This window comes from Methylomonas sp. 2F7, from assembly GCF_057126975.1.
Genome location: NZ_CP195203.1, coordinates 4,178,954 through 4,205,320, shown reverse-complemented (window position 1 = coordinate 4,205,320; position 26,367 = coordinate 4,178,954). Strand labels below are relative to the sequence as shown.

Annotated in this window: 26 protein-coding genes; 13 read left to right on the top strand and 13 right to left on the bottom strand. The window is 55.5% G+C overall.

The genetic code is table 11. The annotated features are described in order from the left end of the window. Positions 1-50: 50 nt before the first annotated feature. Positions 51-1,688 carry a glucose-6-phosphate isomerase gene (gene pgi, locus ACR64Q_RS18960; RefSeq protein WP_313732727.1) on the top strand — a complete coding sequence of 546 codons (1,638 nt, stop codon included), beginning with the start codon at positions 51-53 and terminating at the stop codon, positions 1,686-1,688. Between the two features lie 211 nt (positions 1,689-1,899). Here pgi and ACR64Q_RS18955 read toward each other — a convergent pair whose 3' ends face one another. Then, positions 1,900-2,733, bottom strand: a complete 834-nt coding sequence (locus ACR64Q_RS18955; RefSeq protein WP_313732726.1) for an alpha/beta fold hydrolase — start codon at positions 2,731-2,733, stop codon at positions 1,900-1,902. A gap of 149 nt (positions 2,734-2,882) precedes the next feature. Further along, positions 2,883-3,629: an Lcl domain-containing protein gene (locus ACR64Q_RS18950; protein ID WP_313732725.1), complete on the bottom strand. Its 747-nt coding sequence runs from the start codon at positions 3,627-3,629 to the stop codon at positions 2,883-2,885. A gap of 198 nt (positions 3,630-3,827) precedes the next feature. Between ACR64Q_RS18950 and ACR64Q_RS18945 the strand changes: the two genes are divergently transcribed. The 9 genes from ACR64Q_RS18945 to ACR64Q_RS18905 all read left to right on the top strand — a co-directional run bounded on the left by ACR64Q_RS18945 (position 3,828) and on the right by ACR64Q_RS18905 (position 12,290). Then, positions 3,828-4,886, top strand: a complete 1,059-nt coding sequence (locus tag ACR64Q_RS18945) for a hypothetical protein (RefSeq protein WP_313732724.1) — start codon at positions 3,828-3,830, stop codon at positions 4,884-4,886. 145 nt (positions 4,887-5,031) lie between these two features. Further along, entirely contained in the window at positions 5,032-5,424 is a 393-nt protein-coding gene (locus tag ACR64Q_RS18940) for a hypothetical protein (protein WP_026602448.1), read from the top strand. A gap of 118 nt (positions 5,425-5,542) precedes the next feature. After that, entirely contained in the window at positions 5,543-5,743 is a 201-nt protein-coding gene (locus tag ACR64Q_RS18935) for a hypothetical protein (protein ID WP_313732723.1), read from the top strand. A 205-nt stretch (positions 5,744-5,948) separates the two neighbouring features. Further along, a complete protein-coding gene (locus ACR64Q_RS18930; RefSeq protein WP_483823395.1) occupies positions 5,949-6,902 on the top strand; it encodes an IS110 family RNA-guided transposase in 954 nt (317 codons plus the stop codon). Positions 6,903-7,239: 337 nt separating this feature from the next. Further along, positions 7,240-7,890 carry a response regulator transcription factor gene (locus ACR64Q_RS18925; RefSeq protein WP_313732721.1) on the top strand — a complete coding sequence of 217 codons (651 nt, stop codon included), beginning with the start codon at positions 7,240-7,242 and terminating at the stop codon, positions 7,888-7,890. After that, positions 7,890-9,707 (top strand): ATP-binding response regulator, encoded by a 1,818-nt coding sequence (locus ACR64Q_RS18920; protein ID WP_313732720.1) that lies wholly within the window; start codon positions 7,890-7,892, stop codon positions 9,705-9,707. The genes ACR64Q_RS18925 and ACR64Q_RS18920 overlap by 1 nt, the downstream gene beginning before the upstream one ends. 91 nt (positions 9,708-9,798) lie before the next feature. Continuing rightward, a complete protein-coding gene (locus ACR64Q_RS18915) occupies positions 9,799-10,203 on the top strand; it encodes a hypothetical protein (RefSeq protein WP_313732719.1) in 405 nt (134 codons plus the stop codon). 134 nt (positions 10,204-10,337) lie between these two features. Next, a complete protein-coding gene (locus tag ACR64Q_RS18910) occupies positions 10,338-11,393 on the top strand; it encodes a MerR family transcriptional regulator (protein ID WP_313732718.1) in 1,056 nt (351 codons plus the stop codon). A gap of 99 nt (positions 11,394-11,492) precedes the next feature. Then, positions 11,493-12,290: a hypothetical protein gene (locus ACR64Q_RS18905; protein ID WP_313732717.1), complete on the top strand. Its 798-nt coding sequence runs from the start codon at positions 11,493-11,495 to the stop codon at positions 12,288-12,290. Between the two features lie 51 nt (positions 12,291-12,341). Here the strand turns inward: ACR64Q_RS18905 and ACR64Q_RS18900 are convergent, their stop codons facing one another. Further along, a complete protein-coding gene (locus ACR64Q_RS18900) occupies positions 12,342-13,415 on the bottom strand; it encodes a class I SAM-dependent methyltransferase (RefSeq protein WP_313732716.1) in 1,074 nt (357 codons plus the stop codon). 130 nt (positions 13,416-13,545) lie between these two features. Here ACR64Q_RS18900 and ACR64Q_RS18895 point away from each other — a divergent pair, with 130 nt between their 5' ends. After that, entirely contained in the window at positions 13,546-14,562 is a 1,017-nt protein-coding gene (locus tag ACR64Q_RS18895) for a GlxA family transcriptional regulator (protein ID WP_313732715.1), read from the top strand. Positions 14,563-14,584: 22 nt separating this feature from the next. Here ACR64Q_RS18895 and ACR64Q_RS18890 read toward each other — a convergent pair whose 3' ends face one another. Further along, on the bottom strand, positions 14,585-15,712 hold the full coding sequence (locus ACR64Q_RS18890; RefSeq protein WP_313732714.1) for a GlxA family transcriptional regulator: 1,128 nt from the start codon (positions 15,710-15,712) through the stop codon (positions 14,585-14,587). Between ACR64Q_RS18890 and ACR64Q_RS18885 the strand changes: the two genes are divergently transcribed. Continuing rightward, positions 15,711-16,511: a sterol desaturase family protein gene (locus ACR64Q_RS18885; protein ID WP_313732713.1), complete on the top strand. Its 801-nt coding sequence runs from the start codon at positions 15,711-15,713 to the stop codon at positions 16,509-16,511. The two genes, ACR64Q_RS18890 and ACR64Q_RS18885, sit on opposite strands and share 2 nt — an antisense overlap. Before the next feature lie 156 nt (positions 16,512-16,667). Here ACR64Q_RS18885 and ACR64Q_RS18880 read toward each other — a convergent pair whose 3' ends face one another. From ACR64Q_RS18880 to ACR64Q_RS18855, 6 genes are all read right to left on the bottom strand, one after another. Then, positions 16,668-17,249, bottom strand: a complete 582-nt coding sequence (locus ACR64Q_RS18880) for a DUF2452 domain-containing protein (RefSeq protein WP_313732712.1) — start codon at positions 17,247-17,249, stop codon at positions 16,668-16,670. A gap of 189 nt (positions 17,250-17,438) precedes the next feature. After that, positions 17,439-19,001, bottom strand: a complete 1,563-nt coding sequence (locus ACR64Q_RS18875; protein ID WP_409521145.1) for a cryptochrome/photolyase family protein — start codon at positions 18,999-19,001, stop codon at positions 17,439-17,441. Beyond that, positions 18,965-19,114, bottom strand: a complete 150-nt coding sequence (locus tag ACR64Q_RS18870; RefSeq protein WP_081733800.1) for a DUF2256 domain-containing protein — start codon at positions 19,112-19,114, stop codon at positions 18,965-18,967. Before ACR64Q_RS18870 ends, ACR64Q_RS18875 begins: the two co-directional genes overlap by 37 nt. Continuing rightward, positions 19,114-20,634, bottom strand: coding sequence for an FAD-binding domain-containing protein (locus ACR64Q_RS18865; protein WP_313732710.1), 1,521 nt, complete (start codon positions 20,632-20,634; stop codon positions 19,114-19,116). Before ACR64Q_RS18865 ends, ACR64Q_RS18870 begins: the two co-directional genes overlap by 1 nt. Before the next feature lie 3 nt (positions 20,635-20,637). Continuing rightward, complete coding sequence (locus tag ACR64Q_RS18860; RefSeq protein WP_313732708.1) at positions 20,638-20,874, bottom strand: TIGR02450 family Trp-rich protein; 237 nt, start codon at positions 20,872-20,874, stop codon at positions 20,638-20,640. Between the two features lie 84 nt (positions 20,875-20,958). Next, positions 20,959-22,098 carry a S1C family serine protease gene (locus ACR64Q_RS18855; RefSeq protein WP_313732707.1) on the bottom strand — a complete coding sequence of 380 codons (1,140 nt, stop codon included), beginning with the start codon at positions 22,096-22,098 and terminating at the stop codon, positions 20,959-20,961. A 366-nt stretch (positions 22,099-22,464) separates the two neighbouring features. Between ACR64Q_RS18855 and ACR64Q_RS18850 the strand changes: the two genes are divergently transcribed. After that, positions 22,465-22,731: a hypothetical protein gene (locus ACR64Q_RS18850; protein WP_313732706.1), complete on the top strand. Its 267-nt coding sequence runs from the start codon at positions 22,465-22,467 to the stop codon at positions 22,729-22,731. Positions 22,732-22,950: 219 nt separating this feature from the next. Here the strand turns inward: ACR64Q_RS18850 and tadA are convergent, their stop codons facing one another. From tadA to oadA, 3 genes are all read right to left on the bottom strand, one after another. Continuing rightward, positions 22,951-23,415, bottom strand: coding sequence for a tRNA adenosine(34) deaminase TadA (tadA, locus tag ACR64Q_RS18845; RefSeq protein WP_313732705.1), 465 nt, complete (start codon positions 23,413-23,415; stop codon positions 22,951-22,953). A 1-nt stretch (position 23,416) separates the two neighbouring features. After that, entirely contained in the window at positions 23,417-24,385 is a 969-nt protein-coding gene (locus ACR64Q_RS18840) for an L-threonylcarbamoyladenylate synthase (protein ID WP_313732703.1), read from the bottom strand. A 151-nt stretch (positions 24,386-24,536) separates the two neighbouring features. Next, complete coding sequence (oadA, locus tag ACR64Q_RS18835; RefSeq protein WP_313732702.1) at positions 24,537-26,360, bottom strand: sodium-extruding oxaloacetate decarboxylase subunit alpha; 1,824 nt, start codon at positions 26,358-26,360, stop codon at positions 24,537-24,539. Between the last annotated feature and the right edge of the window lie 7 nt (positions 26,361-26,367).

Here is a 26,367-nt window from a genome sequence, read left to right as displayed (position 1 = left end):
GTTCAGGTCTACTGAAATATCCCCTATCCGGTTAATTAAATAACAACAATATGTCCAAATTAATAAACTCTGCCGAATGGAATGCCGTTAAGCAACATCACCGCGAGATTGCCGGCAAATTTTGCATGAAGGATGCGTTCGATAAAGATCCGCAACGCTTCGACAAGTTTTCCGTGACATTTGACGATTTGCTGTTCGATTTCTCTAAAAATCTAATTACCGAAGAAACGTTGCCTTTGTTGATTGAATTGGCAAGCCGCGCGGAGCTTTCCGCTAAGACCGAAGCTATGTTTTCCGGTTCCATTATTAATACCACGGAAAAACGTGCTGTCTTGCATACAGCCTTACGCAACCGCAGTAATAAGCCGGTATTTTTTCGCGGCGAAGACGTCATGCCGGAAATCAATAAAGTTTTGGCAAAAATGCGGGTATTTACGGAACAAGTCCGTTCAGGCGCCTGGACCGGCTACACCGGCAAAGCCATTACCGACATCGTCAATATCGGTATCGGCGGTTCGGACCTGGGACCGAAAATGGTCGATACCGCGCTGGCGCCCTACGGTAAAGACGGTTTGAAAGCCCATTTCGTTTCCAACGTCGATCAAACCGATATCGTCGAAACGCTGAAACCGCTGAACCCGGAAACCACGCTGTTTTTGATTTCCTCAAAAACCTTTACCACGCAAGAAACCATGACCAACGCCCGTTCGGCGCGCAACTGGTTCTTGCAGGCGGCTGTCGATCCCGCGCATATCTCCAAACATTTCGTGGCCATCTCGACCAATGTCACCAAGGTGAAAGAATTTGGCATCGACCCGGACAATATGTTCGAGTTCTGGGATTGGGTCGGTGGCCGCTATTCCTTGTGGTCCGTGATCGGCATGTCGATTGCCCTTTACATAGGTATGGACAATTTCGAAGAGTTGCTGATGGGCGCGCATATTGCCGACGAACATTTCCGTAGCGCGCCATTCGAAAAAAATATCCCGGTTATCATGGGCTTGCTGGGTATCTGGTACAACAATTTCTTCGAAGCTGAAACTTACGCGATTCTGCCTTACGCCCAGTCCTTGAAATACTTCGCCGATTATTTCCAGCAGGGCGATATGGAAAGCAACGGCAAAAGCGCCACGATCAGCGGTGACAAGGTCGACTACAACACCGGCCCGATTATCTGGGGCCAGCCCGGCACCAACGGCCAGCACGCTTTTTTTCAGTTGATTCATCAGGGTACCAAACTGATTCCCGGCGATTTCTTGGCGGCTGCGCAAAGCCAATACAATTTACCGGATCATCACGATATCCTGATCTCCAACTTTCTGGCGCAAGCCGAAGCCTTGATGCGCGGCAAAACCGAGGCTGAGGTTAGAAAGGATTTGAGTCATGAGCCCAATCTGGATGACGCGTTGATTGCCTCGAAAATTTTCGAAGGCAACAAACCGTCCAACTCGTTTTTATTCAAAAAACTTACTCCCAGAACCTTGGGCACCCTGATCGCGTTTTACGAACACAAAATCTTCGTGCAAGGCGTGATCTGGAATATCAACTCCTTCGATCAAATGGGCGTGGAATTGGGGAAAGTGTTAGCGCGGGCGATTCTGCCGCAGCTGAAAAACGAAGACGTTGTCACCGACCACGACAGCTCCACCAACGGCTTGATCAATGCTTATAAGCGCCTGCGTAAATAAGCTTACCCAAGCCGGTAGGCTAATTTAGAAGGCGAGCAACCAGTCTGTGTTGGGCAAAGCCGTTATCTAAACCTGAAGGTTGCAGCATATTTCCGCAACCTTCAGGCGCCTTAACCCCTCCAAGTAATTATTTGTATCGTTATCCTTGCCGGTCGCGCAAATTGATTCAAAAAGGAAAACCTAGGTTGAGTTACTAATTGGCAGATCCCGCTTAGGGCTTGTTGGTTACAGCATTGGGCTTAGTGGAATTCGGCTGCGTGGTCAACAAGACTTCGCGGATCGCGGAAATAATAGACTCCGGCTTCTCCAGCGGAATGACGTGGCCGCTATCTACCCAGCGTTGAATTGCCCCTGGATATAGCTGCGCAATATCCTTGCGTTTTTGATTGGCATCGAGCGCCAACTCCGAGGTGTCCTCCAGAGGTTGCGCAGCGCTCAGCACTATGATCGGTCCGCCGCTATAGGGCGGGGCGGCCAATACTTCGTCACCGGTTAGATCCAGCGCCGCCAGCTCTTGTTCGGCAGTTGCCGATGTCATCAAATCGAACAGCAAACGCACCCAGAGCGGCCAGTTTTCGATTGCCCCGGCGCCTTTGAGTTGAGCAGGGTGAGTCGAATCAACCAGAATCAAGGCCGCCACGTCCTGTGGGTGATGCCGGGCATACCATTGCATATACAAACCGCCCAGCGAATGCCCCACCAGCACATAAGGCGGCGTTAGACCCTGGCTGGCAAGCAAACCGCGCAGTTCTTCAATAATATGCCGGCCGTCCCTTGGCGTTGTCGCCGCTGCGCTATTCCCGTAGCCGGCGCGGTTATAAACCAAGGCCGTGGCATCGCTCGCTATCGTGGGATAAATTTCTGTCCAATACTCGAAAGTCCCGCCTAGTCCGTTTTCGAAGATGACCGGTACAGTCTGGTGCTTGCTAAGCGCAAATTCCACCTGCTGGCCGGTGACTTCTGCCGTTGTGATGTCGGGGATGGTGGCGGCGCAGCCGCTCAGCGAGAGCAACAAAACGGCCAATAGTGGTGATTTAAATTTCATCGGTTCAGTAACGGGTTTTGGCTGATTCGCCCTTTTTACTACAGATTGCTTCCGAGATCATTCGCCCCAAACCTTCATGCTTCGATTGGGTTCTCGGCTATTGCTCCTGCATTCATGCAAGCCCAGCACGAATGGTTTGGCGGGAAAAGTCATTTCGGGAAGTTGTTTTTAGCGAAATCCTCAGCGATTTTGCGGCGGGAAGCGTTGATCGAAAATCCCGCCAAGAGGCTGCCGAAGAGCAAGGCAGCGCCGGGCAGTGGCACCGCGGTTACGTCGCCGCTGCGGACTGCCAGAACATAAAATTGGTTGCCCTTGCTGATGTAGTTTTGCATGCCGGTGGCGGTGCTCAAATACCAGGCTTTGTTGGCATCATTGTAATAGCTGCTGCCTAGCCAATAGCTGAAGGATTGCAGGTTGCTGAACAGGCTTTCGTCATTGGGCGTGGACGGGTCGTCGACGAGGCCGTGGCCGGGTTGGGGCAAGCCGCGCGAATCGGCGTACCCCTTATTCGCGAAATCGCCGTAGAACAGATGCGCCAGTTCCGAGCTGGCCAAATCGACGTTGTAACCACAGTCTGTGCCACTGTAACCATAGTCGCAGCCCTGGGCGCCCAGGTCGTGAAAGGTCGGCAGACGCCAATCGCTGTAGGTGCTGCCGCGCACGCTGTCCGCATAGCTTAGGCCTTCCACCCAGGCCACGGCGTTTTGCCAGCTCATTTTGCCGGGATTATATGAGCCGCTAGTATTGGCGTAGTTGGCGTCTGCCAGCCAGGTAACGTTGAGCTCGCTGTCGTAAATCAGGCCGCCGCCGCGGTCGAACAACTGGGCTTGGGCGCTACCTGCCGCCAATATGCAGAGCCCGGATAGCGCGGCGTATATAGCTTTCTGTTTCATCATTTTTTTCCAAAAAGTTAGTTCTCGAACGGATGTAAATACTCGGAAACCTGCCTAGCGGAGCCGAGTTTGGGCGGCATTATCGGAAGGCGCGTGTAGCCAGGGAACCCTACCGGAGTAGGGTGTTGGAACGTTAGAGAGTTTTGTTAACATGTATTTCTAATTCAACTATTGGCTCGATAATTTAAAGAGGAATTTACAATGAAACGCAGTCTGAGATGTCTTGCCCTGGGCTTAATGCTGCCGGTATTACCGGCACACGCCAGTGTTTTGTATACGTTGGTGGATATCATGCCGGATAGCCCGTTAGTCAGTTCGGGGGCGGTCTCTATCAGCGATGCCGGGCATGTTCTGGGTTTTACGGGGGATGGTGAAAGCTTTGTTTACAAAAACAATAGCGTGAGTTGGCTGTCCGTACCCAGATATTCAAGTCCTACCGGGATCAATTCAAGCGGTGTGGTGGTGGGCAATTCTGGCGGGCGCGGGATTGTGCACAGTAATGGTGTCACCCAAATAATCGATGGTTTCAGCGGCAGTCCTTATTCCAGTGTGGCCTACGGAATCAATGATGCCGGGCAAATAGTCGGCAGTGCATGGAATGCCGAGGGCAACCAACGAGCCACTATTGCCGGCAACGGCAGCTTGACTGATCTGGGAACTTTGAATGGTGGCCACTGGAGTGCGGGTAATGCGATCAACAATAGTGGGCAGGTCACTGGCGAGAGTCAAACACCTAATGGTGGTCACGCTTTTATCACCCGTAATGGCCAAATGGTGGATCTGGGCGCGTTTGCCTGGGGTGTCAGCAGAGGTTATGCCATCAACGACCTTGGTCAGGTGGCCGGCACATCCCATGTTACCAACAATGAAAAGCACGCATTCATTACCACAGCCGATGACCAGATGATGGATATAGGTTTGTCCGGCTATAGCAGCGAGGCATTGGGTATCAATAATGCCGGACAAGCCGTGGGATATTTCGGCGATAATTTTGGTGGATCGAAACGTGCTTTCGTCACGCTCAATGGCGTCATGACAGACTTGAACACGCTGATTGCAGCCAATATCGGCTGGACGCTGATGACAGCTTACGATGTCAACAATAGTGGACAAATCGTTGGGGTGGGAATTGCCGCGAATGGCGTGCAACGAGCCTTTCTATTAAATCCGATTGCGTCCGTGCCGATACCTGGCGCCATCTGGTTGTTTGGTTCCGCGTTGCTGGGTTTCCTTCCGCGTCGTCTGCGTGCTCGATTCTGAAGTCACATGGAGGTTTTAGAGATAGCGTTTAGCTGCGTTGTATTGGTCGCCGAACGGCACTAGAACGCTTTTGGTTACCTGCGTTAGGCATATTTTTCGCTCCTATGCCCAGCGTTTCTATCACACGGAGCGCTGGAGAATCAAAATGCTGCAAAAACTTGTAACGGTAACTTTCTTCTTGATCCTTTCCGGCTGTGCAACAACGGCAAGTAACCCTTCCGCCCAGGGAAGCAACAAAGCCGAAAGCAAAATATCAATGGCCATTGGCCGTGAAATTGGCAACTTCAAAATCACCAATTCGCAGGCAACCGAAGCTCCCGCTGGATATAACGGCATGCAGTACACCGTTAAAACCGACGACGGAGCGACCTTTAAATGTGAGATTTTAGAGCCATCCGGTTTCGGGAAAGTCGCAACTTGGGGCATGGCAAGTGGGGCGGACGCCATGTGCACCGATTTCACCAAAGGGTCAAGCGACGTAGGTAAAACCAACAAGGCAAGTTGCAACGCTTTGCTGCAGGCGGCGGGCAAATGCTGACTTAAAGCCCCGCGCGGCCTTAGACTGCTCTAATTGGCCAAAGGCGGTTAGGGCAAGAAACAATGTTTTCAAATAGTTAACAATTCATCGCGCAGCTCTAAACCGTAGGCGTACAAAAATGCATCTAAGAGATACCGCTATCCAATACTTTTTGATGTTTATCCTGCTACTCGCGCTCGCTTCAAAAGCAGCGATTGCAGCGCCTGTAATTGTTGATTTATTAACCCGGCCATTAAACTTCGTTCGCCTTTATGACCTTGAGAGTACTGAGTTTATCGAAGGGAGCACCAGCCTGGGCTTCGACGAGCTTGTATGGTAGAGGTTAAGAGAATCGGGGAGACTTTGGTTGTCGGGATGGAGGGACATCGACAAGCATCTGCTAAGACAGACCTCACTGAGAAATCATCCCATCGCGTCTTCCAGAGTCGATGAAGAATCTAGCGGTTAGACCGCCGATTTGTGCACAAGCTTACTCGGCAGACGCACCACCCCGACTCTCTTATTTTTCAACAGGGGGAGGACGTATGACAAGCGAAATGTTGATCGGTATCGATGTAGCAAAAGATGAACTGGTGATAGATTCAGAGCAGGGTTTGTTGACGCTTGCCAATACGGCAGAGGCCATCGATGCCTGGCTGAAGACGTTACCGACCGGGAGTTATATTGGCCTGGAAGCCACCAGCGATTATCATCAACTCATGGCAGAGCAAGCGGTATTGATAGGCATGGTCGTCTATGTGCTGAACCCACGGGATATGCGCCATTATGCCCTGGGTTTGGGCAGACGGGGCAAGACGGATCGAGTGGACGCCCAAATGATCCGGCGATTTATCACCGCTGAACGGGATCATTTACGTCCCTATCAACCTGCTTCGGCGATGCAGCACCAAGTGGCTTTACTGCAACGGCGCCGTGCGACGGTCGTCAAGCATCGTCAAGCTCTGCAAAAAGCCTTGCGAAGCGTGAAGGAACTTGAAGCGCCACTCATTGATACCGTGGCCGCCTTGGACGGATTGCTCAAGCATATCGATCAGCAACTGGATGACTTATTAACTTTGCAGCCTGCACTGAAAGCCGAGGCCCGACGTCTTGAGAGCATACCGGGTATTGGCCGGCAAACCTCAACACAGCTGGCTGTCTTGTTTGATCGGGTCCCGTTAAGCCGCAGCGATGCCGTAGTAGCCTTTGTCGGGCTGGATCCCCGAGCCTGTGACTCAGGCCAAAAGCGGGGCCGCCGACGCGTATCCAAACGGGGACCGGGTGAACTGAGACGGCTGTTATACAACTGCGCCCAGGCAGCCGTCAAAACGGCTGTGTGGAAACCCTATTACCAAGAGTTAAGAGCCAGAGAGTTCTCGGCAACTCAGGCGCTAGTGATTATCGCCAGAAAATTATTACGCATCGCATTCTCGCTTTGGCAACAAGCCGATGCCCGATTTGACGCTCAGAAAATTGCTTGCCTCAACAATGCAGCTTGACGAAAACCATAGAATCTCAGCCCGAACGGAATACCAGTGATACATCGGGCCGGGTTGATGACCTCTGGTGCGTGGCTGGTCTTAGATGTTGACTCTAAAGGGGTTACTTGGAATAGTTCGACTCTGATTTTTGAAACAAATGCAGCAATCGGGGACGACTTCGCCTTAACCCAGTGTGAAAATCGGGCTCCCGCCTAAGCGACAATATGTAAGGGCTGGGTCAAGACAAGATGGCGTTTTTGCATTTGCTATTCGCGTGTGTTTAGGCTCTAAACCGGAAACCGGAAACCGGAAACGACGCCAAACGTCGTCTATCAATGTTAATGAGGGGATTTGCGTGAAAAACGGGTTGAGCGCACTGGTGATAGACGATCATCCTTTGTCGGCCAGCGGCATTGCGGAGTTTTTGCTTTCCCATTGCGGATTTAGCGCTGCGCGACCGGTGTCTGCCGTCGCCGAATTTTGGGCTGCTCTTGATCCTGTCAACCCGCCGACTTTGGCCGTGGTGGATTTCTGGTTGCCAGACGGCGCGTCTCTGGGCTTGCTGGCAGAATTAAAACAGCGCAGCCTGGCCACACGCCTACTAGCCATCAGCGCCGACGATGACGCGGCGGTGCTGGACAAAGTAAGGCTGGCGGGGGCAGACGGCTTTTTGCATAAACAGGAGTCGCCGGAGGTTTTCGGTCGGGCCGTTGCCGCGCTGTTGCAGGGCGACAGTTGGTTTTACGGCGGTGTAAAGTTCGCCGGGCGCGAGTTGCAAAATAAAGAATTGCCTGTCACCGCGCGCGAACTCGGCTTGACCGCCCGCCAGGGCCAAGTGCTGGCGATGATGCTCAAGGGTTTGCCGAACAAGCGCATCGCGCTGAATTTGTCGTTATCCGAGCAAACCGTCAAGGAACACGTCACCGGCATTTTGGAGCGCTTGGGTGCGCGAAATCGGATTGAGGTGATCACTATGTTGCGCGGCAAAAAGCTGGAAGGTTCCTGATGCAAACCGCCCAGCCTGAATCTACTGCCGACCAGCTATTGCGCTTTGCCGACATCAGCCCGGCCGGCCAAGCCCGACTACTGGACATGACGCATAACCGGCTGGTGTACGGCATCACCATTATCCCGTTTGTAGGCTTGCCCTTCGTGTACTGGAAGCATCAACTCGATCAAAACGTCTTGGGATTGCTAGTTTGGACGGTGTCGTATTTTATCGTCGTGCTTGCCGTGCGCCTGCAACAGCGGCAATACCTGCTTGATAGGGCCCGTCTCGATCCGCTTGCGGCAGTCGCCCATTGGCTGCCCGTCATTCTGCGCATGGCCTTAGCGCATGGGCTGGGCTTGGCGGCGCTGGTGCTTATCGTCGCCGGTCGGGTCCCATTCGAATATACGTTGCTGCTTTACATGAGTTTGGCGGCAATCATGGCCGCCAACGCCACCCACCAATCACCCGTATTCAGTGCGTTTCAGCGGTTTTTTGGTGCCGCTTGGGGCGGCTGTACGTTGTTGACGCCTTGGGCGTTTCCCGAGCACTGGCATTTAATTATGCCCTTGTGCTTCAGTTACGTCTTGTCGATACACCGGCACTCTTCTATTGCCCATGGTTTTTTCCTGCAACAAATAAAACTGGAAGAAGATAGCGCCAAGTTGGCCGAGAATTATCGGCGCGCCAAGGATGAAGCCGAAGCCGCGTTGCATGCCAAAATCCAATTTCTGACCACCGCCAGTCATGATCTGCGCCAGCCGGTGCATGCCATGGGCTTTTTGATCGAATCGATTTCCCGCCGCAATCAGGAACCGACTTTGCAGCCCGCTTTGCAAGATCTGCAACAAAGCGTGCAATCGATTACGCAGATGTTCAATTCGCTGCTGGACTTGTCGAGAATTGAGTTGGGCGCCCAGCCGGTCAATCTGCAAACTGTGGCGCTGGACCCGCTGATGAACGATGTCGCCACGCTGTTTCGGGAAGAAGCCCGCTCACGGCAAATCGATCTCAGAGTGCGCTTGAGCGGCGGTCGGGCGCTCGTCACCGCCGATGCTATGTTGCTGCGCCAGTCCATGATCAACCTGATGCAAAATGCCTTGCGCTATACCCAGCAAGGCGGGGTGCTGATGGCGGCGCGGCGGCGTAACGCTTGCTGGCAGTTCGAGGTGTGGGATACCGGCGTCGGCATCGCCGAAGACGACCAACAGCGGATTTACTCACCATTCTTTCGTCCCGAGCATGCCTGGCGCATCGACAACGCCGGTCACGGCTTGGGCTTGGCGGTGGTGGCGCGTTGCGCCGATTTGATGGGCGCCAGCCAGGGCCTGCGTTCTCGGGAAGGCCGCGGTTCGCGCTTCTGGTTGCGGTTGCCGGCCGCCGCTCCCAGTCACGAGCGGTGGGCTATGGCGGCAGACCAACACATCGCACCTGCCGAGCAAGCCGCAACGCTTAGCGGCCGCTGCCTGGTGATCGACGACGAACCGCAAGTGCGCAACGCCTGGCAAGCTTTGTTGAGCGCCTGGGGCGTGGAAACGGCTTGCGCGGCATCGGCCAAAGAAGCGCTTGGCTTGCTTGATGGCGGTTTCGAGCCCCACACCGTTTTTTGCGACCAGCGCTTGCGCTCCGGCGAAAGCGGCTTCGAGTTGTTGCAAGCCTTGCTGGAACGCTGCCCGGACGCCGCCGGGGCCATGATCAGCGGCGAATTCGATTCGCCGGCTTTGGCCCAAGCCGAGCAGGAGGGCTATCTGGTCTTGCACAAGCCGTTGGACCCGGAGGCCTTATACACCTTGCTGAGTAGGCTCTTGCCGGCGGCCAACAACGGCTACTCGTAAAAAGACGCCGCTTCGATTATCCCAAGCCGCAACAAATGGCGCCTATTTTGCTGGGTGCGATGGATACTCACCCTTAAATCAGGAGTTTGCGATGAATATTTCGCCTATAGGAACCAACCTTGCCGCTAACCAAGCAGTCAGCGGAAAAACTTTGCCGCCTCAGTCCATCGGTAAAGTTGTCGAGGTAGCCGAGCAAAGCCAAGCGTCGCGGACCGTTAATATGCGCCAGGTCTCGCTCAATGAAATCAACGCGTTGATCAAATCCGGCGTGGACGGTTTGCTGGACGTAGTGCCTTATATTCCAATCTCCACCAGCAACCCATTCGCCGCACCGGATGCCGGCGACCTGAAGGTAGATTATTTGGGCCAGATCGAGGGGATGATCGACTTCCAGAAAAGCCGTCACGAAGACACCACTTTTCTGGAAAAAGTGTTGAACAACGTTAAACGTATCGACGGCATGGCCTTGCCGCCGAAACTGGATGTGATGGCTTGAGGCCCAGGGCCCGGGCCATCAAAACCTGGCTAACCCAGCGCCAATCGGCAATCGATTTATCTTAACCATGGCCCTTGACCCTCACGCAACGTCACGCTTTATGCTAGCGGCACGCATAAGGAAGGAGCTAATCCATGTTGCTTAAAGTGGGCGATCTCGCCAAACGTTGCGGACTGACGGTCCGTACCCTGCATCACTACGACAGCATCGGTTTGCTTAAGCCTTCCGCGCGTTCCGATAGCGGCTACCGGTTGTATAACCGGGCCGACATTTCCAGATTGCATCAAATTCAAGCCTTACGGCGGTTTGGTTTGTCGCTGGCCGCTATCGGAGACATTTTGGCAAACTCCGGACTGAATCTCGCGACTATCGTCGAACGGCAGATTGACGCCTTGGACCAACAGATCGCGCAAAGCAAAGCCTTGCGCGACCGCTTGTCCGGTCTGCAACTGCAATTGACGCGCGGAGAAGAACCGGAGCTTGCCGATTGGCTAACCACACTGGAGATGATGACCATGTACGATAAATATTTTTCCGCCAACGACTTAAAGCGCTTGCCGCTACTGGATATAGACGAAACCTCCACCGCCGGCGAATGGGCGGCACTGGTTCAAGCGGTGCACGAGGCAATGCGGGCCGGGCTCGCGCCGGAGAGTGCCGAGGCCCAGGCGTTGGCAAAGCAATGGATCAGCATGCTGGAGCGCGACACCCAAGGCGATCCTCGGCTGCTGGTCAAACTCAACGCGATGATGGTCGGCGAACCGACGGTACAAGCTAAAACCGGCGTGACGCCGGAGCTTGTCGCTTACATCCAGCGCGCCTTCATCGAGACCAAATTGACGATCTACGAAAAATACCTCGCACCGGATGAATTTGACTTCATGCGCGAGAACTACGGCAAGCACGCCGACGACTGGCCGCCGCTGATTGCCTCCATACGCCAACATCTGGAAGATGCCACGCCGCCGAACGATCCACGCATGCAGCAACTGGCGCGGACCTGGCTGGAATTGTTCCGCGCCTACGCCGGCGATAACCCGGAAACTCATGCCAAAATTCGAGCCGCCAATCAGGCAGAGCCTTATCTGTTCTTCGGTACGTTTATCGACCAGCCGCTGCTGGCTTACGTGTTTCAGGCGATGGCCGAACTGGGTCAAGCCCGATTGCCGGGGAGCGGTGATGCCTATTAATCCGGCCCTGAAACTCTCTGTAGCCGTCATTTCCGCGAAAGCAACTGGACTCCCGCCGGCGCGGGGGAGACGATATTTCTCTTAATCTACGGAGTATGCATGACATTAAAAAATCTGGTTCGCAAGCTGGCTGCCCGAAAGATAATTACCGGTTGGCCTTTGGTTTGGGTGCTGATGGCCGGGTTGCCGGCCGGCGCACAGGCGTCTTATATCTGTCCCAACGGGCCGGGGCCCGGTGAAGTGCAACTGGGCATCACTGGCGGTTCGCATGGCGTCGCCGCGATGCCGGTCTGCGAAGAGAATATTAACAACGTCTACGAATCCGCCGAAGATGCCGAAGCATCGGCACCGCGCGCCGATCCGCTGCAAACGCGTATCGGGGCGATGAGTTCGGTGCTGGAAGCAATGTCCATGGGCTATGACCGCTTACATGCCGCGCTCAATAAAGATCCGGAACTTAAAGCCATGGGCAATGGCATGTGGCAATATCAGCAAAACGGTCAGCCGCCGCGTCCTGGCGAAGGTTGCAGCGCGCTGTATACCAACCTGAAGGGCGCGCTGGTACTGTCGGGCCCGGATGGCGACTACAAAGGCGCGCTGATGACTTTTTGGGGACCGGATATTCCCAGCCCCCAAGCGGTCGGCACCATCAAAGTGACGCTGGATCAAGCGGACGGCCAGCCGCAAACGGTAACCGCCTTTAACTATGCCTCGCCAAACGGCAAGGTCGGCGCTATTGCGCTGGCGGTGCCGACCATACAAGCGCTATTGGATAACATGACGGACCAGCAATCTTTCGATATTGCTATCGACGGGAAATCCGTAATTCATCTCGAATGGCAACACGGACTGGCAGCACGCGACCGGTTACGCCGTTGCGTGGCTGGGCAAGGTTGACCATGATCGGTTCGCTGTCGATAGGATTGACTCATCCCATCGGGCAACTTGCTACACTTTGGCCTCCAAAATCAGGTTGAACGGCGTTTCCGCTGCCCGGCGCAGACTGTTGAAACCGGCCTCGCGGAAGATGCCGGCCCAGCGCGCTTCGCCGGCTTGTGCGCCCAGAGCCAGACCTACGTCTTCTGACAACGAGTGGGCGCAGCAAATCGTCGTGGAGGCGGCGTAAAACAGGCGGCCGACGGTATTCAGGTTGTCCTCCACCCGGTCGTTGGCGTAAGGTTCCACCAGCATCACCGTGCCGCCCGGAGCTAGGGCTTCGGCGGCATATTTAGCCGCGCCCAGCGGATCGCCCATGTCGTGCAAGCAATCGAAAAAGCAGATCAGGTCGAAGCCGGTCTTCGGGTATGCCTGAGCATGCGCGACTTCGAAACGCACCTGTTCAGCCCGTCCCTGGCGCTCGGCATGCCGTTGCGCAGCTTGGATCGAACCGGCATGGCTATCGAAACCGTAAAATCGGGATTTCGGAAATGCAGTAGCCATTTGCAAGGTGGAATGGCCGTGGCCGCAGCCAATGTCGGCCACATTGGCGCCGGCGTGCAGGCGTTCTTCGATACCGGCCAAGGCAGGCAGCCACTGCGATACCAAGTGCGCCTGGTAATAATTGCGGTAAAACGCCGAAACGCCGCAATACAGCCTGTCGTGGTGGTCGCCCCAGCCGACGCCGCTGCCGGTCTTAAATGCATGCAGGGTTTTCTCCTCGTCCAACCACATCGACGCGGCGACGTTCCAGGCCGGCGCCATGAAAAACGGGCTGTCCTCATCCGCCAGAACCAAGGCTTGTTCCGGGGTTAGTTCGTAGCTTTGGCTGACCGGATGATACAGGACATAGCCGGCGGCGGCTTGGCTGTTGAGCCATTCGCGGACGTAGCGCTCGGCACAACCGGCGCGTCGGGCGAGTTGTTGCGGACTCAACGGTCCCGCGTTGGCCATGGCCTGGTACAGCCCCAGCCGGTGGCCGAGGCTGACCATCACGCCGCCGTACGAGGCGGCCAGATCGCCGACCGCGCGGTCAAGAAAGTGTTGTAATTGTTCCGGATCGGGTTGCTGCGCAGAAGCGGCCATCTGTCCTCCTATTAATCGGGTAAAAAGTGGTGACCATAGTTTGCGGCTTCTAACATCATCGGGCGAGTGTCAAAATGGTCAAGTTCGGTTCATTTATGCCAGGGTATGCTCCCGGCACGAGGTTTTAACCATGGCCAAGATTCACGTCAGTATCGTTGCGATCCCCGATGCTATGTTTTCGACACTCAGCGGGATTTATGATGTCTTGAACGCCTTTTCGATGTTGAGCGGCTATGACGATGTAGTTCCCGAAACCTCGCCGTTTCAAGTCGATATCGTCGGCCCTTCCCGCGAGGCCTTTCGCACCGCCAGTGGCTTGACGCTTCAGCCGCACCGCACGTTCGAGGAGCTTCGCGCCAGCGACGTGGTGATAATTCCGTCGGTTGCGGTCCCGGAAGCCGTCTGGAACAGCGGGCGTTATCCCGAAGCCGTGGCATGGCTGCGGGCGATGCATGCGCGGGGTGCGATCTTGTGTTCGGCCTGCTCGGGCGTGTTATTGATGGCGGAAACCGGCTTGCTGGACGGCAAGCCGGCGACGGTGCATTGGGCTTTTGCGCCGACCTTTCGGCAAAACTTCCCGCAAGTGTCGCTACGTCTGGAGAAAATGTTGGTGATTGCCGGATACCGCGAGCAGTTCGTCATGTCCGGCGCCTCCGCGTCCTGGCACGATCTGGTGCTTTACCTGGTCGCGCGCTTCGCCGGCCCCGCCACCGCGCAAGCTTTCTGTAAGTTTTTCGCACTGGAATGGCATCGCGACGGTCAAACGCCGTACTTGGTGTTCGAACAACCCGCCGACCATCAAGACGCCGTGGTGAAAGACGCGCAAAGTTGGCTGGCGCGGTATTTTGCAGTCGCCGCGCCGGTCGCGGCACTGGTAAAGCGGGCCGGGATTCCGGAACGCAGTTTCAAACGCCGCTTCAGCCAGGCCACCGGCTATTCGCCGATCGAATACGTGCAGCGGCTGCGCATCGAAGATGCCAAACGCCGCCTAGAAAGAAGCGACGCCACGGTCGAACAGATTAGCTGGCTGGTCGGCTACGAAGACTCGGCTTCGTTCCGCCGTTTGTTCAAACGCATCGCCGGTGTGGCGCCTGGGGATTACCGCAAAAAATTCAGTCTGCCCCGTTTCGTACAGGACGCCGAATAATTAGTGCCGGGCCGGCTTGGATTTACCGTCGAGCCGGCCCGTTCAACGACAGCCGCAAACCGCGAAAGTGCTTGCGGTACTGGGCCGGCGTCAGTTTGACCTGGCGTTGAAACAGCCTGTTGAAGAAACCGGCATCTTCGTAGCCGACATTGCGGGCGATGGTTTCGACCGGCTGGTCGCCGGCTTCCAGCATCTGCTTGGCTTCTTCCAGACGTAGCGTATGTACATATTCCAACGGCGACAAGCCGGTCGCGGCTTTGAAGCGACGATTCAGGCTGCGCTCGCCGAGGGCGCTGAGCCGGGCCATCGCCGTAACCGGCGCGGGGCTACGGTAGTGTTCTGCAATCCAAACCTGACAACGCGCGATAAGCGCATCCTCGACCTGGCGAGTCTGCGCCAACCGGGCATAAGGTTGTTGGCCGATTTGGTGCCAGTCGATCAGATTCAGTCTGGCGACCTGCATCGCTGCTTCCACCGACACCAGCCGGGCTATCAGAAACAAGGTCAGATCCAACCAGGAAGTACCGCCGCCGGCCATGATCAGGCGCTGACCGTCGCCGGAACACACCAGCGAACGCTGGCCGTGCACGTTGACCTTGGGAAAGCGTTGCCGCAATGTCGCGCAATAGGCCCAGTGGGTGGTGGCATCGTGGCCGTCCAGCAAACCGGCTTCCGCCAGCAGCATCGCCCCGGAGCAGGAAGCGGCTAAGGTAGCGCCGGCTTGATAGCGCTGTGTCAGCCAGGCAATTTCCCGGTCGAACAAGCCGGCCATCGGCTCGCTGGGCGGAATGTTGACTTCCGGCACGCACACCACTGCCACCGGCGGGCAGTCGGCCAGCGCGTAATCGATCGACACTGGAACGCCGTTGCAGACAGTTAGCGGGCCTGAGTCGGCGGCCACCAGCAGCGGCCGGATGGCTTGCGGGCCGGCTTGACCGCTGACGATTAACGGCCAGTCCCGACCTACCGACAGTAATAAATCGTACAAACCGAAAATCACCGATGCACTGGCGGCCGGAAAAACCAGAATTGCCACCGGTATGGGCGCAATGGCCGATTCGTCGGTTTTCGCGCCGATTTGGCGATGGCCCGGTGCATCGGCTTGGGCTAAGGTATCGCCTGTATTGGAATCAATCGAGTGTGTCGCCATGCCTACCCCTATCGAATTATTGCTGGACCCGATTTCGCTAACCCTGTTTGCGCTGTACGCGCTGCTGATAGCCTGGGAAGCCTTGCTACCGGCGCGGCCGTTACCGACCGTGCCAGGTTGGCGCTGGCGCGGTATCGCCGCGTTCGTCTGCTACTGGTTATTATCGTCTTATCTGCCGCTGCTGTGGAATGAATACCTGTTGCCGCATCAGAGGTTCGATCTGACCGGCCTCGGCGATGTTTACGGTGCGTTGGCCGGACTATTGCTGTACGAGTTTGGCGTTTACCTGTGGCATCGGGGCATGCATGCGTCGAACGGCTTGTGGCGTAGTTTTCATCAATGGCATCACAGCGCCGAGCGGCTGGACAGTTACGGCGCGTTCTGGTTCAGTCCGCTCGACATGCTGGGCTGGACGGTGTTGTCCAGTTTGACGTTGACCTTGCTGATCGGCATTACGCCGCAAGCCGCAACCTGGGTGCTATATGCGACGACGTTTTGCAGCGTGTTTCAGCACACCAACGTCAAAACGCCGTGCTGGTTGGGCTACCTGTTGCAACGGCCGGAAAGCCATTCCGTGCACCATCAGCATGGGCTGCACGCCGGCAATTATTCCGACCTGCCGTTATTCGACATACTGTTCGGCACATTTCGCAATTCGGCGGATTTTGCCGAGCAGACCGGTTTTTACCCCGGCGCTTCGAACCGGCTCCGGGATATGCTGCTGATGCGCGACGTCACGCGGCCGCGATTCAGCGCGCCGAGTACGATTACCGACAGCGAGCGGAGGAGTCCGTCCTGAATTATTGTCGATTTACATTGGCGACAGCGGCGATCTGTATATTCACCCTGATTGGCACGGTTTGGCGCATCTGCAGGGGTTGGCCGAAGCCCGCCGCCGGCGCTAGCACGTCGGCTTTCATTCTGTTCACGCAGAGTATTTTGGTAGAACTGCTCGCTACACTGATTGATCGCTACGGTTTATCAGTAACGTCTCCGCTTGCCGAAAACTCAAACCCAAAATACCCGATTTTTGCATGGATTGCTTCAGCGAATAGGCCAACGCCGTTGCTAATACTCGGGAGTAATACGGCAGGGTTTCCAGATATACCGGCAATAGGTCGTCGATTTTTTCGGCCTGTTGCAGTTTCTGTTCAAGTTGCAGGCGGCGATTTGCTATCTCTTGGATAAAAGCGCCATCGTTGGCGCAAGCGTTGGATAACGCCAAGGTCCAGGTTAAATCCGACTGTAATTCGCAGGTGCCTATGAAACGGCCGGATTGGCTTGGCGCCCATTGTTCCGGCGCAATCAACGATAGGCGGTATTGGCCATCCTTAAAATACAGCCAATACGCTTGTCCCGTGGTCGGTTTAAAACGAATATGGCTATTTAAAACAAACAACGAGGTAAATAAATCGTTGCTGATTTGCTGAATGTTTTTGGCGGGTGCGATCAGCTGCTTTTTGGCTTGCTGCAAACTGTCCAATACAGCAACAGCTCCCTTTCCCTGAGGATTGGCTGGTTTAATCATTAAACTCATAATTCAAGGTATCCGCTAAGTTTGCAAAAACAATTTCCAGCCGGCAGGAACGATTCGCTACCCGTAATCGTACGAAAGTTGAGATTTATAATTTCCCCGATTATGCATCTACGACGAGGAACATCATACAGTTTGCCAAGAAATAGCAATAAATCGCACCATAGAGAAAATCGAAAATGGCGAATACCTTCAAAGCCTCTCCAAATCCGCTAAAACCGTTTCCGCACGCAGGGCTATCGCATCGACCTCAGTCGCCGCAAACCGATCCAGATTGCGATAGACCATGCTCAGGCGCGGATTATGGTTTAGCTTATCCCGATGACGAATGAAGAAATACCAATACAGAGAATTGAACGGGCAGGCGCGATCGCCGCTACGGGCTTTTTTGTCGTAATGGCAGCACTTGCAGTAATCGCTCATCCGGTCGATGTAGGCGGCGCTGGACACATAAGGTTTGGTGGCGAGTAGGCCGCCGTCGGCGAATTGGCTCATGCCCAACGTGTTAGGCAATTCCACCCATTCGAAGGCGTCGATATACACGCCCAGATACCAGCGATGCACGGCCTCGGGTGCGAGTCCGGCCAGCAGCGCGAAATTGCCGATCACCATCAAGCGCTGGATGTGGTGGGCATAGGCGTACTGCAAGGATTGGCCGATGGCCGCTGCTAGACAATTCATTCGGGTTTCGCCGGTCCAGAACCAGGAGGGCAAAGGTCGGTCATGACCGAAATAATTGTGCTCGGCGTACTCCGGCATCTTTGCCCAATACACGCCGCGCACATACTCGCGCCAACCCAGAATTTGGCGGATGAAGCCTTCGGTGGCTGCCAGCGGCGCTGCACCCTGGCGATACGCCGTTTCCGCCCGCTCCACGACTTCACGCGGGTTGAGCATTTTGGTGTTCAGCGCAAACGACAGCAGCGAATGAAACAGTCGCCAACTGCGCCTACTCATCGCGTCCTGAAAATCGCCGAACTGCGGCAGGCCATCGGCGATAAAAGCTTCGAGTTGCTGTAAGGCTTCTGTCCGATTCAGCGACCAGCGGAAATCGTCGGCGTCGGCGGTGCCGAAACTGTTCACGCCAGCCGTGCGGATGTCCTGCCAAAGTTTGGCGTGATTGTGGCGCGGCCGAGTGTCAACAGGCACCGCCGGCGCGCCGGGCCAAGTCTTGCGGTTGTCGTGGTCGTAATTCCATTGTCCGCCGATTGGGCGTTGATGGTCTTCCAGTAACACGCCATGTTTGACTCGCATGCGCCGGTAAAACATTTCCATCAGCCAATGCAACTTGGCGCCGAACAGCTCTGCCGCTTCGTGCCGTTGACTGTAGAAATGTTCGCTGTCGCACGCTTGGCTAGAGATAGCCAGCGTTTGACAATAAGTCAGCAATTGCTGATCTAGTCGCCATTCGTCGGGTAGCTGGTACTCAAAATGTCGCACCTGGTAAAGCCCGATCAAGTCATCCAGATTGGTAGTCAGCGACTGCCGGTTCGCGTTATCGTCGATTTTTAAATAATGCACCTGATGGCCTTGGGCCTTCAAACTCTCAGCAAAATCGCGCATCGCCGCGAAAATACCGATGATTTTTTGTGCGTGGTGCAGCACGTAATCGGTTTCCTGGCGGATTTCCATCAGCGCGTACACCACCTTGCTATCGGTTTGCCCAAACCAGCTGTGGAGTGGGTTTAGCTGATCGCCCAGAATCAGGCGCAAGGTCGTCATACTGTCGCCAGCGTGCTCCGCTGCCGGCGGCAACGCTCTGAGCAGTATTTCACCGCATCCCAATCCCTGGCCCATTTTTTACGCCACACGAAGGGGCGGGCGCAGACGACGCAGGTCTTGGCGGGTAGCAGGGCTTTTTGATGCATTAAAACTCCAACTGGGTTTGTACCCAGTCGCCGACAGTGTTTTTGGTTTTACGGCGGCTCGGCTGTTTGCGCGAGCCGTGTTTTTCGACGATAGCAGCCTTGGCAGCTTTGACTTCGGCGCGGCCGCGTACTTGGTAAAGACGGGCTTTGGCCTGCCGGGTGGCGCATTCAAGATCGACCAGCGGTTCGGCAATATCGACACCGACGCTTACGCCGCATTGCTGTTGCAGTTTTACAGGCATGCGCCACGGTTCAAATAGCCATTCTTTGGGTACCCGGCGTAAGGCCGGCAGCCAATGTCTCACGAAATGGCCGTGCGGACCTTGGTCCCGGGCCTGTTTTATTGGGTTATACACCCGCGTGGTATTGATGCCGGTGGTACCGGCTTGCATTTGCATCTGGCTCCAGTGGATGCCCGGTTCGTAATCCAGAAACTGCTGCGCCAGCCACGTGCCGACCGGCTGCCAATGCAGCCATAGCGGATAACTAGCCACAGAGACCAGCATCGCCCGCATCCGGAAGTTCAGCCAGCCGGTCTGGTTAAGCATTGCGACGCAAGCATCGACCAGCGGCCAACCTGTTTGGCCTGCAGTTAAGGCCTGAAAATGCGCTGGGTTCCAGTCTGCTTCGCGCAATCCATCATAGCCACGATGCAGATTGGTAAATTCCAGTTCCGGCTCGCTTTCCAGTTTTTGCATGAAATGGCAATGCCAATACAAGCGGCTAACGAAGGCCGTCAAACCGGCACGTCGGGCATCGCCGCGAGGTAAAGTATCCAGCTGGCGGCGGGTGGCTTGCACCACCTCTCGCAGACTCAAACAACCAAAGGCTAAGTAAGGCGATAGCCGCGAACAGGCCGTCGGTGCGGATAAGGGTGAGGAGATGCCGCCGCGGTAAGTACTGCAACGGTCGAACAGAAAATCGCGCAAGGTTTCGATACCTTGGCGGCGACCGCCTATTTGCCGCAGTGGCGGGTCGGACTGGATTAAGCCAAGGGCTTGCGGCTCGGGCAAGAGCGGCAGTTGAGGTGCTGCTAGCCAATCACAAGAGGGAGGATCTAGGCAGGGTTCTGCCATCAGCGCTTCCCAATGTTGTTTCCACAAGTTTCGATTTTGCAAGCGCCGCACCACGCCGAACTGTGCAAACTCATGCCACTTTAAGCCGTGCGACCGGCACCAGCGTTGCACGGCCTGGTCGCGCTGGAAGCTCAGCCAGTTGCCGGTTTCCTGATGCGAATACAAAGCCATGCAGGGTGATTCGTGCCAAAGCTGGTCCAACACTTCCACTGCTTCACCCACTTCGATACGTAAACCGCCGCCGCGTTTGCGTAAGGCAGCATCCAAATCAAGTAGGCTTTCGCGTAAAAATAGATAGTGTTGCGTGGCGGTATCGGCTGTCTCCCACAGGCTGGGTTCGACGATAAATAAGCACTGCACCGGCCCGTTGCGGCTGGCGTGCAGCAGCGGCGCATGGTCGTGCACCCGCAGATCGCGCTTGAACCAGACCAGGTTGTAGCTCATCGCTCAAAGCCAGCCCTGGCGCCAAATGTTGGTGTCGCGTAAATCCCGCCACAGCAGAATTTGCACTCGTTTGCTAAACACCGCTTCCAGTTCGATCATTTCCAGCGGCGCGTCAGGATCGTCTGGCAGCAGCAATTTACTGACGATAAAGTGTTTTTCCTTGTTTTGCGGGGTAACGGCGGTCCATTTGCTGAGCAGCAATTTGTTCGGGTTCAGCCTGGGTGGTTTGGTGGTCGGCATGGCGTGGTTTGCTTAAGGAATTTAGTTTCCGAGCATACCAGCCGATCCCGAAATGGCGAGATCGGCTGCCACGCAGCGGAATAATCAATTCCCCGGTTGCAAGGTTACTTCGACTTCCCGGGTCTGGCCATTGTTGAACAACTGGACTTTGACGACATCGCCAACCTTCTGGTCGTCCAGCCGGGCGAACAGTTTCGATAGCGAGTCGACTTCCTTGCCGTTGATCGCGACGATGATGTCGCCCGGGGTCAAGCCGCTCGCCGAAATTTTCACACCCTGCAAGCCGGCTTTTTCAGCCGCAGAACCGGGCTGTACCCGCAACACCGCGACACCAGCCTTGCCAGTCAAGGCGGCCAGTTGTTCGTTCATTTGTTGATCTATCTCGATGCCTAAGGCCGGGCGGATGTATTTACCCTGCTTGATCAATTCCGGCACCACACGCATCACCGTATCCACCGGCACCGCGAAACCGATACCTGCCGAAGCGCCGCTGGGACTGTAAATTGCGGTATTGATGCCAATCAGGCGGCCGGCAGAATCCAGCAGGGGACCACCGGAGTTGCCAGGATTAATAGCTGCGTCAGTTTGGATCAAGTGCTCGACTGCCGGCCCATCCTGGCCGCCCAGCGAGCGGTCCAATGCGGAGACGATGCCGCCGGTTAAAGTCCAGTCCAAACCAAACGGGTTACCGATTGCGAACACTTTCTGCCCGACCTTCAGATCACGGCTGGTGCCGACCGGTACCGGCGGCGGCCGTTTGAAGCCGACGCCGATTTTCAACACCGCAATATCATGCACCTGGCTGGCGCCGACCAGCGCGGCCTTGTAATCGCGGCCGTCGGCCAGTTTGACCGTGGCTTCATTGGCACCGGCAATGACATGAAAGTTGGTCACCACGTGGCCGGCTTCATCCCAGATAAACCCGGAGCCGGTACCCTTCGGCACCGAGAACACGTCGCGGGTCCAGACATTGCGCACCAAGGCGGCGGTACTGATGTAAACCACCGAGTCGCGGGATTTTTCGAACAATTCGATAGTGCTCTTTTCGTCCGCCGCCAAGTCGCCGCGCGCGGCGACGGTTCTGACCGGGGTGGATTCGGTCGCCGGTGCCCTCGACTGCCAATGCCAATGCCAAAGCAATATCAGCACAGCCGCTACTGCGCCGACGGCGAATACGCGTTTAATGAATATATCGGGCGAATGGGGATGGTTGGGATGTTGCATGTCGGCCTCCGGTTTGTTGGTTCCTACCCAGAATCGTGCGAACTGATCAAAGCGATTTTAAATGGCGGCACTGCTGGACATTCAATTCCACTGAGCCACTACGTCGGCAAAGTGGGAGCGCGTTTATCAAATTTCAAGCGAGTCGGTGCGCGTGCTTTTATTAACCCAGTCGTATCTACCACTATTATTCCGTTCGGGTTGAGTTCGTCTAAGCCTTGGCTGGTTTGCCATTCGACAGGCAAGGACATTAAGGCGAATGGTATTTAAGGGCGGGGTGAATAATCAACAGCGGATTTAGGAACTATAGTCAATTCGCAAAGTCTCGAAAAAGCCTGGATCGTTTGCTACTGGACAGGAGTGATCATTATGAAAATAGTTAACAACACCATAAAATTCGTCATATTTGCATTTTTGAGCATGGGGTTAACCAGCGCTGCTATCGCGGAACATCATGAAAGCGCCAAGCTAAAAGCGCAATTACAAACCGAGGACGAGGCTGAAGTGGAGCTTTACGATTACCATTCGGGTGTTACGTATACCGGGACGCTACAACGTTTTATGTTTCATCGGCATTTAGAAAACCTAGTCGAAGAGCCAGAGGATAAACATGCGGAATCGGTGCGAATTAAGTAACACCGCTGTCGAATTCAGAGGTTCCGACACTTACCGCCGTGATTTCGGCTAGTACATACCAATTAAAAAGCCGGCTCACCAAGTAATTACAGATTTAAGAGGGTTGTTATTAGAGTATTTAACGCATCAATAACTGCAAGCGGATCCAGGCAATCGGCAGGCAGCTATTTGCAACGATAGCAGAGCGGTAAATTGAACAAATTGTCCGGGTCGGATGTGTTATCGACCTTTCGACTGATTGCGTCTGGCTTTGAAAAAATCGCTGAGCAGTTCCGCGCAATCCGCCTCCAGAATTCCCCCCGTCCACTCCACGTTATGATTTAAAAACGCGGCATCGCTGAGTTGCAACGCGTGGCAGACTGCGCCGCGCTTGGGATCGTAGGCGCCGAATACCAGACGTTTGACGCGGGCGTGGGCTATGGCGCCCATGCACATCACGCAGGGTTCCAGCGTCACATAGAGCGTGGTGTCTATCAATCGGTAGTTGTTTAAGGCTTGGCCGGCTTTGCGCAGGGCGACGATTTCGGCGTGCGCGGTGGGGTCGTTGGTTTGGATCGGTTGATTCCAGCCTTCGGCGATACTGCGGTTGTCATGCACCAGCACCGCGCCGACCGGGACTTCGCCCTGACTTTCGGCGCGCTGCGCCAGGCGGATGGCATAGCGCAGCCATTCCTCGTCGGTCATCTCAAACCGTGGCTTTGTTCAGGCGGTCGTTGACGGCTGCCCAGGCTTCGTTGTCGGGCGGCTGTTCGATCAGGATGGTATCCAGTTGCAGGTTATCCAGGGCACGTAGCGAGCTGTACAAAGCCGGTTCGTAAAGTTCGGCATCGGCCGGTAATCTCAGCAAATGCAGGCAGGGAATCTCCGCGATTTCGGCACTGAACGCCAGGATGCCGATATGTTTGCCTTGTGCGCACAAATCGTCAGTCATCGTGATTAGGGTATCGGCCGGGCACAGCAAGGCCATTGTATTGGGCGCGTAATGCACCGCCATCATACCCGGCGCGCGAATCTTGCTCTGCGGCGACAGACGTACGTCGGTTTGCAGCACGGCTTTAAGTTGACTGCGGGTAATCCGGCCGGGTCTGAGGATGGCGGGAACGCCGTCGCTGAGGTCGATGATGGTCGATTCCACGCCCACGGCGCAGGGGCCGCCGTCCAGAATGCAACCGACTTGATCGCCCAGCTCTTCCGCGACATGCTCTGCTTGTGTGGGGCTGATATGGCCGAAGCGATTGGCCGATGGTGCGGCGATGCCGCCGCCGAAAGCTTGTAATAGTTGTAACGCGACCGGATCGGCCGGCACCCGCAAGCCCACCGTATCCTGACCGCCGGTAACGGCAGATGGTACCGTCGATTTTTTGTTCAAGATCATCGTCAGTGGGCCGGGCCAGAAGTGTTCGGCCAGCCGCAGTGCCGAGTCAGATACCGCATCCGCCCAATCGTGCATTTGCGCGGCGCTGGCGATATGCACGATCAAGGGATGATCGGCCGGTCGGCCTTTCGCGGCAAAAATTTTGGCAACCGCATCGGGGTTGGAAGCATCGGCGCCCAGTCCGTATACGGTTTCGGTCGGAAACGCGACCAATTGGCCTTGCCGTAACAGTTCGACGGCGTGGCGGATGGATTCTTCGGTGACGGGTTTAGGATTCAAAGTAATCAGGCGAAAGATGAAAAGCTAAAAAGACGAGTAGCCGACATAATTGTAGTGGCGAATTCATTTGCCAAAGCAAACAGCTGCAAATATATAAAAGCCATCGTCATGGCAAACGCGTCATTTTACCTTTCGCCTTTAGGCTTTTCTCCTAATTAATTTCCACCAACACTTCATTAGGGTTAACCGCGTCACCTTTTGCGACATAAATTGCCTTGACGATGCCGGCTATCGGTGCGGTGATCTCGGTTTCCATTTTCATGGCTTCGGTGACCAGCAAAGATTGCCCGGCATTGACCTTCTGGCCTTCCTTGACCAAGACGTCAATGATATTGCACGGCATGCTGGTCACCACATCGCCCGGCTGGCTGGGCCGGCGGCGTTTGCTGGCGATGGCGCTTTGCACCGCGCCTTGCGCGCCGCCGTCCAGCACGATCTCGTCCAGGGTCTCGATGACGATTTCTTCCGGCATGCCGTCCACTGTGAAATAAAAATGCCGCAAGCTCTGGTTTTTCGGGCCGGCGCCAGTCACTTTGACGTGATAGGATTCGCCGTGCAGCGCGACATTGAACTCGGTCGGCGCCTTTTTAACTTCCGCGGATGCCGGTGCTTCGTCCAATTCCAAGGGTTCGGCGACCAGGCTGTCGGTGGAGCGTAGTTCCAGAAATTGTTTACCGATTTCCGGGAACATTGCAAAGCTCAACACATCTTCGTCGTTCGTAGCCAAATGGGCGATTTCGTTACGCAGGTGTTCGAACTCAGGTTTGAGTAAATCCGCCGGACGGCATTCGATCACTTCTTCTTTACCGACTGCTTTGGCTTGCAGTTGCGGATTCACCGGAGCCGGGGCCTTGCCATAACCGCCGTGCAGGTAGCGTTTCACCTCGTTGCTGATGGTTTCGTAGCGTTTACCGGTCAACACGTTCAATACCGCTTGGGTGCCGACGATTTGCGAGGTAGGTGTCACCAAAGGCGGATAGCCCAGGTCTTTGCGCACTTCGGGGATTTCTTTGTACACCTCGGCCATGCGGTCCAAGGCGTTGCGTTCCTTTAGCTGATTGGCCAGATTGGAGATCATGCCGCCCGGTACCTGAAAGATATGCACACGGGTGTCGATACCGGTAAATTCGCTTTCGAAGCGGCGGTATTTTTTCCGCACTTCCAGAAAATATTGATTCACCGCTTGCAGTTTGTCCAAATCCAGCCCAGTGTCGTATTCGGTGCCGCGCAAGGCGGTGACCAAAGATTCGGTAGGCGGATGGCTGGTGCCGCCGGCCCAGGAAGATAGAGCGGTATCGACATGTTCGCAGCCCGCCTCAATGGCCTTGAGCTGACACATTTCCGCCAAGCCGGCGGTGGCATGGCAATGCAGATGCAAAGGCAGGTCGATTGCGTCTTTCAGGGCTTTTACCAGTTCGCCGGCAATATACGGGGTCAATAGACCGGCCATATCCTTGATGGCAATCGAGTCGCAGCCTAAGTCCGCCAAACCTTTGCCCAACTTGATGAAACTGGCAATGTCGTGCACCGGGCTGGTGGTGTAACAGATCGTGCCTTGGGCGTGCTTGCCGGCTGCTTTGGTGGCTTCGATGGCGGTTTCCAGGTTGCGGATGTCATTCAGCGCATCAAAGATACGAAACACGTCCATGCCGTTGCGGGCCGCAGTCTCGACGAATTTACGCACCACATCGTCGGAATAATGCCGATAGCCCAGCAAGTTCTGGCCGCGCAACAGCATTTGCAGGCGGGTATTGGGTAGAGCGGCTTTCAACTTGCTCAGCCGTTCCCATGGATCTTCTTTTAAAAATCGCAGACAGGCGTCGAAGGTGGCGCCGCCCCAGCATTCCAGAGACCAATAGCCGATATCGTCCAGCATCGCGCAGGCTGGCAGCATGTCTTCGGTGCGCATCCGAGTGGCGATGAGTGATTGGTGGGCGTCGCGGAGGATAACGTCGGTTACGTAAACTTTGCTCATTGGGGTT

What these genes read in the sequence shown, in the direction of transcription:
- ACR64Q_RS18880 (WP_313732712.1), bottom strand. Translation starts at nt 17,249, where the DNA reads ATGAGTTTAATGATTAAACCAGCCAATCCTCAGGGAAAGGGAGCTGTT.
- ACR64Q_RS18865 (WP_313732710.1), bottom strand. Translation starts at nt 20,634, where the DNA reads ATGAGCTACAACCTGGTCTGGTTCAAGCGCGATCTGCGGGTGCACGAC.
- ACR64Q_RS18920 (WP_313732720.1), top strand. Translation starts at nt 7,890, where the DNA reads ATGCAAACCGCCCAGCCTGAATCTACTGCCGACCAGCTATTGCGCTTT.
- pgi (WP_313732727.1), top strand. Translation starts at nt 51, where the DNA reads ATGTCCAAATTAATAAACTCTGCCGAATGGAATGCCGTTAAGCAACAT.
- ACR64Q_RS18935 (WP_313732723.1), top strand. Translation starts at nt 5,543, where the DNA reads ATGCATCTAAGAGATACCGCTATCCAATACTTTTTGATGTTTATCCTG.
- ACR64Q_RS18850 (WP_313732706.1), top strand. Translation starts at nt 22,465, where the DNA reads ATGAAAATAGTTAACAACACCATAAAATTCGTCATATTTGCATTTTTG.
- ACR64Q_RS18950 (WP_313732725.1), bottom strand. Translation starts at nt 3,629, where the DNA reads ATGATGAAACAGAAAGCTATATACGCCGCGCTATCCGGGCTCTGCATA.
- ACR64Q_RS18855 (WP_313732707.1), bottom strand. Translation starts at nt 22,098, where the DNA reads ATGCAACATCCCAACCATCCCCATTCGCCCGATATATTCATTAAACGC.
- ACR64Q_RS18955 (WP_313732726.1), bottom strand. Translation starts at nt 2,733, where the DNA reads ATGAAATTTAAATCACCACTATTGGCCGTTTTGTTGCTCTCGCTGAGC.
- ACR64Q_RS18870 (WP_081733800.1), bottom strand. Translation starts at nt 19,114, where the DNA reads ATGCATCAAAAAGCCCTGCTACCCGCCAAGACCTGCGTCGTCTGCGCC.
- ACR64Q_RS18885 (WP_313732713.1), top strand. Translation starts at nt 15,711, where the DNA reads ATGCCTACCCCTATCGAATTATTGCTGGACCCGATTTCGCTAACCCTG.
- ACR64Q_RS18895 (WP_313732715.1), top strand. Translation starts at nt 13,546, where the DNA reads ATGGCCAAGATTCACGTCAGTATCGTTGCGATCCCCGATGCTATGTTT.
- ACR64Q_RS18900 (WP_313732716.1), bottom strand. Translation starts at nt 13,415, where the DNA reads ATGGCCGCTTCTGCGCAGCAACCCGATCCGGAACAATTACAACACTTT.
- ACR64Q_RS18910 (WP_313732718.1), top strand. Translation starts at nt 10,338, where the DNA reads ATGTTGCTTAAAGTGGGCGATCTCGCCAAACGTTGCGGACTGACGGTC.
- ACR64Q_RS18915 (WP_313732719.1), top strand. Translation starts at nt 9,799, where the DNA reads ATGAATATTTCGCCTATAGGAACCAACCTTGCCGCTAACCAAGCAGTC.
- ACR64Q_RS18890 (WP_313732714.1), bottom strand. Translation starts at nt 15,712, where the DNA reads ATGGCGACACACTCGATTGATTCCAATACAGGCGATACCTTAGCCCAA.
- ACR64Q_RS18905 (WP_313732717.1), top strand. Translation starts at nt 11,493, where the DNA reads ATGACATTAAAAAATCTGGTTCGCAAGCTGGCTGCCCGAAAGATAATT.
- ACR64Q_RS18940 (WP_026602448.1), top strand. Translation starts at nt 5,032, where the DNA reads ATGCTGCAAAAACTTGTAACGGTAACTTTCTTCTTGATCCTTTCCGGC.
- tadA (WP_313732705.1), bottom strand. Translation starts at nt 23,415, where the DNA reads ATGACCGACGAGGAATGGCTGCGCTATGCCATCCGCCTGGCGCAGCGC.
- oadA (WP_313732702.1), bottom strand. Translation starts at nt 26,360, where the DNA reads ATGAGCAAAGTTTACGTAACCGACGTTATCCTCCGCGACGCCCACCAA.
- ACR64Q_RS18945 (WP_313732724.1), top strand. Translation starts at nt 3,828, where the DNA reads ATGAAACGCAGTCTGAGATGTCTTGCCCTGGGCTTAATGCTGCCGGTA.
- ACR64Q_RS18860 (WP_313732708.1), bottom strand. Translation starts at nt 20,874, where the DNA reads ATGCCGACCACCAAACCACCCAGGCTGAACCCGAACAAATTGCTGCTC.
- ACR64Q_RS18930 (WP_483823395.1), top strand. Translation starts at nt 5,949, where the DNA reads ATGACAAGCGAAATGTTGATCGGTATCGATGTAGCAAAAGATGAACTG.